Origin of the sequence: Albibacterium profundi, assembly GCF_042159835.1 — a bacterium.
GTDB classification, from domain to species: Bacteria; Bacteroidota; Bacteroidia; order Sphingobacteriales; family Sphingobacteriaceae; genus Albibacterium; species Albibacterium profundi.
Genome location: NZ_JBBVGT010000003.1, coordinates 209,167 through 223,248, shown reverse-complemented (window position 1 = coordinate 223,248; position 14,082 = coordinate 209,167). Strand labels below are relative to the sequence as shown.

Sequence of the window (14,082 nt, the reverse complement as noted above, 5' to 3'; positions counted from 1 at the left end):
TTCATAACTTAGTGACCGGACGCTCTTATCATTTAATTCCCATCAAATGGCAAAAAACAACACATTTAAAAATATATTATCGCAATTAGTTACCGATGTTTTACGAACAGCTGGAAACCAAGCATTAAACTACAAACAAGTTAGCGGTAAACTCAATATCACTGACCAAGAATCAAGGCTGGGAATTCAAGACATACTTAAAGAAGGGACTAGATCTGGCCGATTCAAAGAAGTGTCAAAAGGCAAGTATATCCTCAAAGAACTACGTACAATTGTTGTTGGGAGAGTTGATATGACGAGTGATGGATCAGCTTATATAGTCACCGAAGAGTTTGACGAAGACATTTATGTACCTCCTCGCAAGGTACGAAACGCGCTAAATGGCGACATAGTTAAAATCCACGCATACGAAAGTAAGCGCGAAGGAAAAAAAGAGGGTGAAGTAATTGAAATACTTGAACGATCCAGAACAAATTTCACGGGTGTATTAAAAGTATCACCACGATTCGCATTTCTGATTACTGACGACCGAAAAATGCTTCACGATATTTTTGTTCCACTTGAAGATCTGAATGGCGCAAAGGACAACGAGAAGGTTGTGGTAAGCATAACAGACTGGCCACCAGGCAGTAAAAACCCTGTTGGTAAAGTAGAACATGTCCTCGGTTTTCAAGGTGAGAACGACGCCGAGATGAATGCCATCCTAGCTGACTTTGGTTTTCCATTGTCCTTCCCTAAAAACGTTGAAGAAGAGTCGAACGCCCTACCTGCAGAGTTGCCTAGTAAAGAAATTAAGAAAAGGAAAGACTTCAGAGATAAACTAACCTTTACTATCGACCCTTTCGATGCAAAAGATTTTGACGATGCGATCTCGTTCGATAGACTAGAGAATGGAAATTATGAAATTGGTGTTCATATCGCCGATGTAACTTATTACGTGCAACCAGACACGGCACTAGACCATGAGGCTTTTGAAAGAGGAACATCAGTATATTTGGTTGACCGGGTGATTCCTATGCTCCCAGAACGTTTATCAAACAACCTCTGCTCGCTTCGCCCTAATGAGGATAAATTTTGTTTCTCAGCAGTATTTGAGCTGGATGAAAAAGCGAATGTTCGTTCCGAATGGTTTGGAAAAACTATCATTCATTCCGACAAGCGAATGAGTTACGAAGATGCTCAAGAAGTTATTGAAGGTGGCGACAGCGACGTAAAAGAACAACTTCTCACCTTGAACCAATTGGCTCATACAATGAGGGCTAAGCGATTTAAAAACGGCGCAATCAGTTTTGAAAGTGTTGAAACTAAATTTCACTTGGATGAAAACGGCAAACCAATTGGTGTGTATGTAAGAGAAAGAAAAGACGCTCATAAACTCATCGAAGACTTTATGCTATTAGCAAATAAGCGCGTAGCTGAATTCATTGGAAAGAAAGGAAAAGGTAAAAAGAAACTCCCGTTTGTATACCGATCGCATGATGTTCCAAATGAAAGTAGCTTGAGTAATTTCACCCAATTTGCATCTCGTTTTGGTTACAAAATAAACACCAACACAAGTAAGGAGACTGCTCATTCGCTGAACAAACTCATGTCAGACATTGAAGGTAAAAAAGAGCAAAATGTATTGACGCAACTGGCAATTCGCTCTATGGCCAAAGCCGTCTATACCACAAAGTCGAGCAGCCACTATGGTTTAGGATTTGATTATTATACACATTTCACTTCGCCTATCCGCCGTTATCCCGACATGATGGTCCACAGACTCTTAGAGCACTACCTCGCTGATGGAGCAGCGGTAAATGAAGAAGCGTATGAAAAAATGGCTACCCACGCTTCACAAATGGAGAAACGGGCGGCTGACGCAGAACGGGCTTCAGTAAAATATAAACAAGCTGAATACTTACAAGATCAGATTGGAACAGAGTACATGGGCATTGTTTCGGGCGTTACCGAATGGGGCATGTATGTTGAGATCGAAGAGAATAAATGTGAAGGGATGATTAGACTGCGTGACATGCGGGATGATTTCTATTCGCTTGATGAGAAAAACTACGCAATTATTGGCCAGAGAAAGAAAAAGAAATATCAACTTGGAGATGAAGTTCGGGTGAAAGTGAAACACGTTGATCTCATGAAAAGACAGATTGACTTTATCTTACTATCATAAAATCAGTAATTTTACAACAAGAAACAACATGCAGTCTATCAAAGCATATCAAGATATAATTCACGACGGTCTCACTTCGTTTCAATTTCCAGAAAAACCCAAAGATTTATATGAGCCGATAAGTTATTTGCTGTCGATCGGCGGTAAGCGAATCCGACCAACACTAACGCTCCTGGCCGCTGAGATGTTTGGAGCTCACTCCACTCAAGCCCTATCCTCCGCCTTAGCGGTTGAGGTGTTTCATAATTTTAGCTTAATGCATGATGATATTATGGATAAAGCACCGTTGCGACGTGGTCAGGACACAGTTCATATTAAGTGGAACGCCAACACTGCTATCCTGTCAGGCGACTTTATGCTGATCCACTCATATACCCTCTTAGCGAAGAACCCGCCAGAATTGATTCCACCCTTGCTTGAAGTATTTAACAAGACAGCTGCCGAGGTTTGTATCGGGCAGCAGTTGGATATGGATTTCGAAAGAACATTACAGGTCGAAATCAAAGACTATATAGAAATGATTCGCTTGAAAACGGCTGTCTTGATTGGTGCTTCTTTGCAGCTCGGAGCTATAACAGCGAATGCGGAACCAGAGCAGGCCATGCTCTTATACGAATTTGGCGTTAACTTAGGTATTGCGTTTCAGTTACAAGATGACTTTTTAGATGCTTACGGCGACCCGCAGCACTTTGGAAAACAATTGGGTGGAGACATTTTAGAAAACAAGAAGACCTATTTGCTTTTAAAAGCTTTAGAACTGGCGACGGATGAAGATCGAGACGAAATAGTATCGTGGTTACAGAAAATCGAATATGATCCTGATCAAAAGATTAATACAATCATGAGAATCTTTAATAAATTGGAGGTTCAGAACAACATAAAGGACGAAATACAGCAGTACACACAACTAGCCTATCAAGCTTTGGAGAGAGTCGACATAGATACCGGGAAAAAGGCTCCTCTATTGAAGCTTAGTGAAGAACTACTAAATAGAACTAAATAGAAAACAAGGACACAAAATAGAAAAGGCACAATCTCATATGAAATTGTGCCTTTTTACTTATATCGGTCAAACTTATTCTGCTTTTGCCTCGGCTTCAGCAGATTCAGCTTTTTTCTTTTCTGCTTTTGGAGCTTTTGGCTTAGCTTCTGCTTTTGCTTCTTTCTCCTTTGCTTTTACTTCTTTCTTTTCTGCTTTTGGTTTTTCAGGAGTTTCAGCAACTACTTCACTCTCAAAAGGGATAACAGAAACATATGATTTATTGTCGGCTTTCTTTTTAAAGACAACTGTCCCGTCAACCATTGCAAAGATAGTATGATCCTTACCTAGTCCAACGTTTTTATCTGGATGGTGTTTAGTACCACGTTGACGTACAATGATATTACCTGCAGTCGCGTCTTGTCCGCCAAAAATTTTAATTCCTAATCTTTTACTATGCGATTCACGTCCGTTTTTAGAACTACCCGCACCTTTCTTATGTGCCATTTTCTATTTCTTTAATGGTAAAATTACCTGTTATACAATCAATTACAAAGAAATACCAGTGATTTCTATCTTAGTGAATTGTTGGCGGTGACCATTTTTCTTTTTATAACCTTTACGGCGTTTCTTTTTGAAAACGATTACCTTATCTCCCTTTAAATGTGACAAAATCTTAGCTGAAACCTTAGCACCTTTTAACGAAGGAGTTCCTACGCTAAATTTGCCACCATCTTCTGCTAACAATACATTGTCAAATTCAATACTAGCGCCCTCTTCTCCTTGTAAACGGTGTACAAAGATTTGCTGGTCTTTTGCAACTTTAAATTGCTTTCCTGCTATATCTACTATTGCGTACATTGTTAAATAATTTGATTTTTATTAATAAATTTTGAAGCGCAAAGCTATGAATAATTTAATTCTAGTCAAAATAATATTTCCTTGTTTTTTATTTAACACCTTAGCTATTGCCCCATATTCGGCATACTCATTATTTTTTTTTAATATTGAACGGATTAAATCTTGACTTATGGCCACCGATTTTAAATTTGGAATTGATACATTAACGATCGCAGACGTTGACGCATTAACCGAAGGGCGCTTACAGGGCAGCATCGACAAACAAGCTATGAGTAACATTCATGCTAGCTGTCGCTATGTAGACGAAATTGTAGATGACAGAAGTGTTGTATATGGTATAAATACGGGTTTTGGGCCACTTTGTGATACTTTAATCTCGCCGTCGGAGACAACACAGCTACAACATAATCTTTTAATGAGCCATTCTGTTGGGGTCGGAGAATTGCTTTCTTCTAAGCTATCGAAGACCATGCTCATTCTCAAGCTGCACGCTTTATGCTTGGGCTATTCAGGCATCCGACCACAGACGGTTGAACGGATCTTGTGGATGATCAATAATGACATCTGTCCGTGTGTGCCCGAAAAAGGTTCAGTAGGCGCATCAGGAGACCTCGCCCCTTTGGCACATCTATTTTTACCACTTATTGGCTTAGGAGAAGTGTTTTATAAAGGAGACAAGATCCCAACGGATAAACTTTTGAAAAACCTGAATGTCGAAGCTTTACGCCTTCACCCCAAAGAAGGTCTCGCATTGATAAACGGAACCCAATTTATCGCGGCACATGCTGTTGTCGGACTGAACAGATTAAAAAACATTCTAGATTCAGCCGATATAATTGGAGCAATGTCCCTCGATGGTCTCATGGGATCAATAAGACCCTTAGATGCGCGTTTGCATGCAATTCGACCTTTTAAGGGCAATCAAAAAGTTGCTCAACGACTCAGAAACATTTTACAGGGCTCTGATATAAACAATGCACATCTAGATTGCAGCCGCGTACAAGACCCCTACTCTATTAGATGTATGCCTCAGGTGCATGGTGCTTCCCGAACTGCTTATATGCATCTCCTCGAACTCACAGAAATCGAAATCAACTCTGTAACTGATAATCCCATTATTCTTGGCTCGCACGATACGATCAGCGGTGGGAATTTCCATGGACAGCCACTAGCGGTACCACTAGATTATGCTTCGGTCGCCGCTGCTGAATTAGGAAATATCTCAGATCGGCGCAGCTACTTGATCATTGAAGGCCGGTACGGGTTACCAAAATTACTCATTGAAGACGCAGGATTAAATTCCGGCTTTATGATTCCTCAATATAGCTCGGCGGCTTTAGTTTCAGAAAACAAAGGCCTCTGTTTTCCTGCGAGTGCAGACAGCATCCCCACGTCACTGGGGCAAGAAGACCATGTATCCATGGGCTCCATCGGAGGACGCAAGTTTAACCAAATCATTAGTAATGTAGAATTCATTCTAGCAATTGAACTATTATATGCGGCCCAATCTATTGACTTTAGGAGACCATTGCGTTCTTCGAAAATCCTTGAAGCCTGCCATCACGAAATCAGGAAAATCGTGCCATTTGCAACTGAAGATCGAGTATACGCAAACGACATCAACGCCTTACACGAATTAATTTCAAGCAAAAAACTGGTTATGACCAGCCAACAAGCGGCCGAAACTGCCGGCATTACCTTAGATTAAGATTTTGATGGGGTTATCGCTAGCGGTCCTGTGCGTCGTTAATTAGACGCTGAACCTCTTCTATGAAGGTCTTAGCTGCATCGTGGAGTTTGGGGTTACCGTTATAGTTTACATCAAGAAGCAACGTTTTAGTCTTTTCTTTATAATTGAACTCGACGTAATAATGAACTGAATTCTGTGCATCGCTCGGATTATTGGTTTGTGTCATATCATCTGGGAAGTTCCAAAAACCCAATGATGCAGCTTTATGATGGATATAAATGAAGTCGTCTTTATTCAAATGAACTTTAGATGTCACTAGGGAATCGTGCGTATTAACATATTTATAAATACCCGTCCGAGAATCAAATTCATTTACTAAGTCATCTCCGATTCCATACTTAAAAACAATTGATTCCAACTCGTATGAACGATATGGAGCATTTTTAATCATATTGCTGTAGTAGTAAACACAGTAAATAAGGAAAGATCCAAAGATTGACAGACCCAGAAAAATAACCTTCGCTCGCTTGCTCATATTACTAAAGAAATTAACGTTTGCGCAAAAGTACTTATTTATTAGATAATTTTAATAATTCGTATCTTTGCATCTGTAAATAATAAAAAGCAAGCCATACTGTCGCCATAATAACTTTATGGAGGAAAGTCCGGGCAACATAGGGTATCTCGCTTCCTAACGGGAAGACAATTATTATTGATGGAAAGTGCCACAGAAAATAAACCGTCTTGGAAACAAGATAAGGGTGAAAACGAGAGGTAAGAGCTCCCGGCTTTGTATGGTGACATGCATCGCGGTAAACCCCGAGAGTTGAAAGACCAAATAGGTTTCGAAATGAGAGTTGCCCGCTCTCTTTGTTTAAGACAAATTTGAAACGGGTAGGTCGTTTGAGCTCATCAGCAATGGTGAGTCTAGATAAATGACAGTAATGAATTTAACTTCATCACAGAATCCGGCTTATCGGTTTGCTTTTTATTTTTACATGTTAGTTGTAATAGTTACCTATTATCTTTATTCTTGTATAGATTTGAACGACACAATTATTCACATAAATGCCAAGCAAGAAAAACAGTACTAAGATTTTAATCATCGATGATGAAAGAGCTATCCGCAGCACTTTACGAGAAATATTAGAATACGAAAACTACGTTGTCATTGACGTAGACAATGGAATCGATGGTTTAGAGATCATTAAGAAGGATACTATTAATTTAGTATTATGTGACATAAAAATGAGTCGAATGGACGGCATGGAAGTGCTATCTGATGCACTCAAAATCAAACCCGATCTTCCGTTTATTATGATTTCTGGTCATGGCACGGTCGAAACTGCCGTGGAAGCTAGTAAAAAGGGTGCTTTTGACTTCATATCTAAACCACCTGATTTAAATCGTTTGTTGATCACGGTTCGGAATGCGCTAGAGAGAAGCACCTTAGTCACTGAAACGAAAGTTTTAAAACGTAAGGCTAGTAAAACTCGCGAAATTCTTGGTGACTCAGAGCCGATTACCCGTATTAAGGAAACCATTGAAAGAGTAGCTCCTACCGATGCCCGTGTACTGATAACAGGTGCCAATGGTAGCGGTAAAGAATTAGTAGCCCGCTGGTTACATGAAAAATCTAACCGTGCCAATGCACCGCTTATTGAAGTTAACTGTGCAGCAATACCGTCTGAGCTAATTGAAAGTGAACTCTTTGGTCATGAAAAAGGCTCCTTTACATCGGCCGTAAAACAACGTATCGGGAAATTCGAACAAGCTGACAATGGAACCTTGTTTCTCGACGAAATCGGGGATATGAGCCTATCAGCACAAGCAAAAGTTCTTCGCGCTTTACAGGAAAATAAAATAACTCGAGTTGGTGGTGAGAAGGAAATCGAAGTAAATGTACGTGTTATCGCTGCTACGAACAAGGATTTATTAGCCGAGATCGAGAACAATACATTTCGGATGGATTTATACCATAGGTTAAGTGTCATATTGATACATGTTCCCCCTTTGATAGAACGTAGTGATGATATACCCATTATCGCCAAAGAATTTTGTGCAGAAATATGTGCAGAGTATGGCATGCCCGAAAAAAAGTTTGAACCGGCTGCAATCAACGCGCTAAAAACCATGCCTTGGACGGGTAATATCCGCGAATTGAGAAATATGGTTGAACGGCTGATCATATTAAGCGACAAGGTAATAACACACAAAGACATTGTTACGTATGCGAATCCGGCCGCGATAAGCAGTTCGAATGGTCACAACGGAAACAATCGTGCAGAAGAATCACAAAATGGACATCCGGTATCAGCAGAATTAGATTATGACCGTTTTGAATCGTTTCAAGACTACAAAGATCAAACCGAGAAAAATTTCATAAAGTATAAGCTTGAGAAAAATTCGTGGAATGTTTCAAAAACTGCAGATGATATTGAAATCCAACGTAGCCATCTCTACAGTAAGATAGAAAAATACGGATTAAAAAGGGAAAGTTAAAAGTTAGGAATATCAATTCCACATGGGGTTCTTAGGAAATTGTGCCACGTGAGCATATTTCGGTCCTAGATTAACCACCGCTTCTTTCCATAGATTCTCTTCATCATCAACAAATATGATATCTGGATGGTAGGAATTGCTTACCATCCAGGTATTTTCTCTAAGTTCTTGACCCAGCTGCCCAGCTGTCCAACCCGAATATCCTAAAAAGAATTTAACTTCGTCTTGCTGAATTTGATCGTTTTCAATTAATAGCTTCAGACTTTCGAAATTTCCTCCCCAATAAACACCTTCACCTAAGTCGATCCCACTATTCAACTTATCATAACACTTATGAACAAACTGAATAGAATCTTGTCCAACTGGACCGCCGATAAAAAGACGGAAGTCAGCGTCATATATATCGTCCATTACATCACTTAATACCAAGTTGGACGGCTGATTAAGCACCCACCCCATACTTCCCTGGTCATTATGCTCCGCGAGCAATACTACAGAGCGATTGAAATTAGGATCTAACATGAATGGCTCTGACACCAATAAACTTCTTGTTTGAGGTTGATTTTTATTAAGCATATTCGTTCAAATTTACATGTAGGTTAAAACAGGCACCACAACTTACCCATACTAAGCATCAATAATCTAGCCATTTTAATAGCTGACTATCAATTTTTTGCAAAGTCAATTCCAATTCCAGGACGTTCCGATAACATAATCTTCCCTTGGTCAACCCACATACCATCATAGACGTCGTTCCCTATTAAGAGCGCCCCATCTAAGTCAGCCCAATCAACTACTGGTGCTAATTGTGCTGCGGCGCTAATCGCACACGACGTTTCTGTCATACAGCCCAGCATCACTTTCAAATCATATTCTTTCGCTAATTCCACCATTCTGTGGGCTTCTCTCAGACCAGTACATTTCATCAATTTGATATTAATGCCATTATATACACCATTAATTTTTGAAACATCAGAAAGACGTTGAACCGCTTCATCTGCGATAGTCGGCAATGGACTCCTCTCGGTCAACCACGCATTGTCATCTATCGCTTCCTTAGGCATAGGCTGCTCGATAAAAACCACGCCTCGTTCTGCCAACCAATGCGCCATCTCTAGAGCCTCTTCTTTATTTTTCCAACCTTGATTCACATCAACACAAATCGGTGTGTTCGTTGCTTCTCGGATGGTTTCAATCATGCTCTTATCACTATCTAAACCTAACTTTACCTTAAGAATTTTATACGCTGACGCTTCCTTCACTTTCTCGCGAACCACATCAGGTGTATCAATGCCAATCGTAAATGATGTGTCAGGTGTATTCTTCGGGTTAAGCCCCCATATCTTATACCAGGGCTGTTGCATTAATTTACCTAACAAATCGTGGAGAGCTATATCCAACGATGCTTTTGCAGCCGTGTTCTTCTGCATTATTCGATCGACATAGCACAAGATATCTTCAGTTAAAAACGGATTCGAAAAGGGAGATAAATCGACCCGATTCAAAAAGTCTAATACCGTATCGTGACTTTCTCCTAAATAAAAAGGCATGGACGCTTCGCCGTAACCGATCACATCTTCGTACTCCAAAGCCACCAATACCACAGGAGTTGATGTCCTAGAGCCACTAGCGACGGTGAAAACATGATTTAATTTTAACGAGTAGGGTTTGTAATGAAGTGTAAACTTTCCCATTTTACGAGAAACAGCATCGTCAAAAAAAGACGACAGGCCTTTATTGTTCAAATGTATTGGCATCTTTAATATCCTTGTTTGTCTTCCAAAGCATGGCTCGCTATGAAATTTTCATTACCTAAATAGCGTCTCGCTCCTACTATCGTAAGCGATTGACTATCATAATTATCTGCAGCCGGGTCAAAGCTATTAATACGTACAATACCTGCTGCATGAATAAATTCACCATTATCCATGTAAATGGCAACATGAGTAATCGGTTGCCTTGGATTCGTTTCTTTAGATGCAGAGAAAAATATTAAATCACCTTTTTTAAGATTATCGATCGCCTTTTTCACATCCAGGTCGCCGTTAGTCATCACATCAAGTTCTTCTCCTTGACGATACTGCTGTGATGCATCACGAGGAATAATCAACCCATTCATAAAATAACTTGTCTTAGTAAAGCCACTGCAGTCAACCCCTTTAATCGAAGTCCCACCCCACAAATAAGGCACTCCTACCATTCTCTTCGCAACCTCAAGAACACCATCCGCTTCAGGTTTTATCATTGCTTTCCAGTCGTTATAATCCGTTAGTTGACTACTTTTTACAAAACCCTCTCTACCGTCTGGATATTTCAATCGCCAATAAGCGCCATTTTTCTCTACAACCATTAAAATATTCCCGAGCACTAAATCCGATACGCGACTCGATTCCACATCGGCTTCTTTATAAGCATGTCCATAGTCAGCAATAAAAATTGCTCTCTCTGACGTTGACCAATCATTTAGCTCGTTCTCAGTTTTCAACTCCACACCATAATGATCTACATATGCTAGATAGCCCTCTGGCGTACGAATGAGGTAATATCCGCCAAGTTTTTTCAATACATCAACCGGTGTACCTAATAAAGTCTGAGTAGCCATCTCGGCGGAATGGCTGGGGCGAGTACGTAGATTTGCAACCGAAAGGTTAATTAGCCCCTTCACATGTCCTTTCAAATTATCGTCCGGCAATAATTTAACCGTAAATGGCAGACCTGAAGCCTTCTTTTGATCTTGAATATAAGTCAAAATATCAGTCGAGGAAGTCTCTATAATATATTCACCTTCCTGACTGTCATTGTCATATACTGACAAATAAACGTCGCGTCCATCAGGAGCATAGGTCTCCTTGATTTCCAGGACAAAGTCCTGCCATTTGCTAAAGCTTTCCGTGTCCTTCACATTCACCCAATTTTGGGCAAAAAGTGTATTACCGATCATAATCAATATACTGATAAAAAGAAATTTATATCTCATGGATTTCATACCGCAATCTACAAAATAATTGACTGTTTTCCGTATCTTCACCCTATGATTAATCGCAGAGCATTTCTAAAATCCGGCCTTGTTGGCTCACTATCAATAGGTTCATTTACAAGTCTCAGTTCAATGGCACCTTTTAACTACCCAAATCGTTCTAAAAAAAATGCACCCATTGTTATATCAACGTGGGACTTTGGCGTAGCTGCTAATTTAGCTGCCTGGGAGGTATTAAAAAATGGAGGACGAGCATTGGATGCAGTTGAACAAGGGGTGATGGTACCAGAAGCAGATCTAAAAAACCAAACCGTCGGGAAAGGAGGCTTCCCCGACCGCGATGGCTATGTCACCTTAGACGCTTGCATCATGGATGAATTTGGGAACTGTGGTTCAGTTGCTGCCGTTGAAAACATAACCCACGTAATCTCAGTCGCACGACAGGTTATGGAAAAAACACCGCACGTAATGCTTGTCGGCGTCGGCGCCCGCCAATTTGCTTTAGAGAATGGTTTCAAGGAAGAAAATCTATTGACTCCAGAATCAGAAAAAGCTTGGAAAGAATGGTTAAAGGAGGGCGAATATAAACCTATCATCAATATTGAAAACCAACGGTTTTCACCAAATAAACTACCAGGTAATCAGTACAACCATGATACAATCGGCATGTTGGCATTGGATGCCAACGGCAATCTATCAGGAGCCTGCACCACCAGTGGTATGGCTTTCAAAATGAGAGGTCGTGTTGGCGATAGCCCTATCATCGGGGCAGGTTTATATGTCGACAACGAAATTGGTGGAGCTACTGCGACGGGCGTAGGCGAGGAAGTAATCCGAACCGTTGGAAGCTTTCTGGTAGTTGAGCTAATGCGTCAAGGATACAGCCCAGAAGACGCGTGTAAAGAGGCCGTCGAGCGTATTATCAAGAAGAAGCCAGAAAAGGCCAAGGAGATTCAGGTAGGTTTCCTAGCACTCAATAAAAATGGCGAATATGGATCTTATGCCCTTCAACAAGGATTTAGTTATGCCGTATGTAATCAAGAAAAACAAGACACGCTCATCAAAGGAAAAAGCATTTACTAAGCAGAATACGCTAAGATAGCCCGACTACGATCATGAAGAAATTAGAAATATGCGCTAGTTCGTTCGCCTCCGCAATAATCGCTCAAAAAGCTGGTGCAGACCGCATCGAACTTTGTGAGAACCTGAGTGAGGGTGGCACAACTCCTTCCTATGGCACTCTTAAACTCACGAAGCAGCACATAAATATCGACACCTATGTACTTATCCGCCCTCGCAGCGGAGATTTTCTTTACACCGACGCTGAATTTGAAATAATCAAGCAAGATATTCTTATCTGCAAGAATCTTGGGTTCAGTGGCATAGTGATTGGCATCCTTCTTCCTGACGGAAGCATTGATGTCAAACGAACCCGGGAACTTGTTGAATTAGCCAGACCAATGGGCGTCACCTTCCACCGTGCTTTTGATGCATGCAACGACCCGGAGATAGCACTAGAAGACGTCATAGAAACCGGTTGCGATCGTATCCTCACTTCTGGCTTAAAGAATACTGTCATCGAAGGCTCGGCGACGTTGAAGCAACTTATCGAACAAGCGAACGATCGCATTACCATTATGCCAGGCTCCGGAGTTAAATCAACGAATATTAAATTCTTGAAAGAGTTGATTCCGGCAAGCGAATGGCATGCCTCGGCAAAATCCACATTAGAATCAAAGATGGACTACCATAACCCCGATATTGAAAACATGGGTGACGCTATATTTCAGAGCAGTGAGGAAGAAATTAAATCCCTGCTTCTGAAACTGAATGAGTAAGACAAAATTTCATAAAACAAAAAAGCGCAGACAAGTCTGCGCTTTTTTGTTTTATGAAATTGCTTCCTTAAGAAAGTTTACCAACTTCTTGAACCAAATCAATTAATTTATTGGAATATCCCCACTCATTATCATACCAAGCAACTACTTTTACAAAGTTATCATTCAGTGCAATACCTGCTTTTGCGTCAAAAATACTTGTGCGAGGATCTCCTTTAAAGTCTTCTGAAACTACGTCTTCCTCAGTGTACCCAACCACACCCTTTAGTTCGCCTTCAGAAGCGTCCTTAAATGCCTTCTTAATTTGCTCATAGCTTGTTGGTTTTTCCAAGCGAACAGTCAAGTCAACTACAGAAACATCCGCTACTGGTACACGGAAAGACATGCCTGTCAATTTACCTTGAATTTCAGGTATTACTAATCCTACTGCCTTTGCAGCTCCAGTAGACGAAGGAATGATGTTCTGATAAGCTCCTCTTCCACCTCTCCAATCTTTTTGCGAAGGCCCGTCAACTGTTTTTTGTGTAGCAGTAACCGCATGCACAGTAGTCATCAAGCCCTCAACAATACCAAAGTTATCATTCAATACCTTTACCATTGGTGCTAAACAGTTTGTCGTACAAGACGCGTTAGAAACAATTTTCTGATCAGCTTTCAATTCTTTGTGGTTAACACCAACGACAAATGTTGGCGTATCATCTTTTGCCGGAGCAGAAAGAACTACTTTCTTTGCGCCTGCATCAATATGTTTTTGAGCCAATTCCTGAGTCAAAAAGAAACCAGTACATTCCAAAATCACTTCAGCACCAATTTCATCCCATTTCAGATTTGCGGGATCTTTTTCTGCAGTAACACGTACTGTTTTTCCATTTACAATAAGGTTTCCGTCTTTCTCTTCAACGGTACCATCGAATCTTCCGTGTGTAGAATCATACTTTAGCATATATGCTAAATAATCAGGAGATACCAAATCATTGATACCAACAACTTCAATGTCATCTCTTTTTATCGCAGCTCTAAAAGCTAAGCGTCCGATTCTTCCAAATCCGTTAATTCCAATTTTCATTT

At 40.5% G+C, this 14,082-nt stretch carries 13 protein-coding genes and 1 other RNA gene; 7 read left to right on the top strand and 7 right to left on the bottom strand.

All coding sequences use genetic code 11. The features are described 5' to 3' along the window. Positions 1 to 46 precede the first annotated feature (46 nt). Entirely contained in the window at positions 47 to 2,167 is a 2,121-nt protein-coding gene (gene rnr, locus WKR92_RS12515; protein ID WP_375558170.1) for a ribonuclease R, read from the top strand. A 28-nt stretch (positions 2,168 to 2,195) separates the two neighbouring features. After that, entirely contained in the window at positions 2,196 to 3,170 is a 975-nt protein-coding gene (locus WKR92_RS12510) for a polyprenyl synthetase family protein (protein ID WP_375558169.1), read from the top strand. Positions 3,171 to 3,242: 72 nt separating this feature from the next. Here the strand turns inward: WKR92_RS12510 and rpmA are convergent, their stop codons facing one another. Both rpmA and rplU read right to left on the bottom strand, forming a co-directional pair. Then, positions 3,243 to 3,653 carry a 50S ribosomal protein L27 gene (gene rpmA, locus WKR92_RS12505; protein WP_375558168.1) on the bottom strand — a complete coding sequence of 137 codons (411 nt, stop codon included), beginning with the start codon at positions 3,651 to 3,653 and terminating at the stop codon, positions 3,243 to 3,245. 42 nt (positions 3,654 to 3,695) lie between these two features. After that, on the bottom strand, positions 3,696 to 4,007 hold the full coding sequence (gene rplU, locus WKR92_RS12500; protein ID WP_118194585.1) for a 50S ribosomal protein L21: 312 nt from the start codon (positions 4,005 to 4,007) through the stop codon (positions 3,696 to 3,698). A gap of 169 nt (positions 4,008 to 4,176) precedes the next feature. Between rplU and hutH the strand changes: the two genes are divergently transcribed. Further along, positions 4,177 to 5,715: a histidine ammonia-lyase gene (hutH, locus tag WKR92_RS12495; protein WP_375558167.1), complete on the top strand. Its 1,539-nt coding sequence runs from the start codon at positions 4,177 to 4,179 to the stop codon at positions 5,713 to 5,715. 19 nt (positions 5,716 to 5,734) lie between these two features. Here hutH and WKR92_RS12490 read toward each other — a convergent pair whose 3' ends face one another. Continuing rightward, entirely contained in the window at positions 5,735 to 6,148 is a 414-nt protein-coding gene (locus WKR92_RS12490; RefSeq protein ID WP_375558166.1) for a hypothetical protein, read from the bottom strand. Positions 6,149 to 6,318: 170 nt separating this feature from the next. Between WKR92_RS12490 and rnpB the strand changes: the two genes are divergently transcribed. Together rnpB and WKR92_RS12480 are read left to right on the top strand one after the other, a co-directional pair. Further along, an RNA gene (gene rnpB / locus WKR92_RS12485) (RNase P RNA component class A) lies at positions 6,319 to 6,689 on the top strand. Positions 6,690 to 6,765: 76 nt separating this feature from the next. Then, positions 6,766 to 8,199: a sigma-54-dependent transcriptional regulator gene (locus tag WKR92_RS12480; RefSeq protein WP_375558165.1), complete on the top strand. Its 1,434-nt coding sequence runs from the start codon at positions 6,766 to 6,768 to the stop codon at positions 8,197 to 8,199. 12 nt (positions 8,200 to 8,211) lie between these two features. On the opposite strand, the gene WKR92_RS12475 is transcribed toward WKR92_RS12480, so the two are convergent. The 3 genes from WKR92_RS12475 to WKR92_RS12465 form a co-directional block, all read right to left on the bottom strand. Next, a complete protein-coding gene (locus tag WKR92_RS12475) occupies positions 8,212 to 8,775 on the bottom strand; it encodes a YqgE/AlgH family protein (protein WP_375558164.1) in 564 nt (187 codons plus the stop codon). 89 nt (positions 8,776 to 8,864) lie between these two features. After that, positions 8,865 to 9,956: a dipeptide epimerase gene (locus WKR92_RS12470; protein WP_375558163.1), complete on the bottom strand. Its 1,092-nt coding sequence runs from the start codon at positions 9,954 to 9,956 to the stop codon at positions 8,865 to 8,867. A gap of 2 nt (positions 9,957 to 9,958) precedes the next feature. After that, the gene (locus tag WKR92_RS12465; protein WP_375558162.1) at positions 9,959 to 11,176 is read right to left on the bottom strand and encodes a C40 family peptidase; all 1,218 of its coding nucleotides are present in this window, start codon (positions 11,174 to 11,176) and stop codon (positions 9,959 to 9,961) included. Between the two features lie 54 nt (positions 11,177 to 11,230). On the opposite strand from WKR92_RS12465, the gene WKR92_RS12460 reads away from it, so the two are divergent. Both WKR92_RS12460 and WKR92_RS12455 read left to right on the top strand, forming a co-directional pair. Beyond that, the gene (locus WKR92_RS12460; RefSeq protein ID WP_375558161.1) at positions 11,231 to 12,259 is read left to right on the top strand and encodes a glycosylasparaginase; all 1,029 of its coding nucleotides are present in this window, start codon (positions 11,231 to 11,233) and stop codon (positions 12,257 to 12,259) included. A 32-nt stretch (positions 12,260 to 12,291) separates the two neighbouring features. Beyond that, positions 12,292 to 13,014: a copper homeostasis protein CutC gene (locus WKR92_RS12455; RefSeq protein ID WP_375558160.1), complete on the top strand. Its 723-nt coding sequence runs from the start codon at positions 12,292 to 12,294 to the stop codon at positions 13,012 to 13,014. A gap of 67 nt (positions 13,015 to 13,081) precedes the next feature. On the opposite strand, the gene gap is transcribed toward WKR92_RS12455, so the two are convergent. Then, positions 13,082 to 14,080 (bottom strand): type I glyceraldehyde-3-phosphate dehydrogenase, encoded by a 999-nt coding sequence (gap, locus tag WKR92_RS12450; protein ID WP_375558159.1) that lies wholly within the window; start codon positions 14,078 to 14,080, stop codon positions 13,082 to 13,084. Between the last annotated feature and the right edge of the window lie 2 nt (positions 14,081 to 14,082).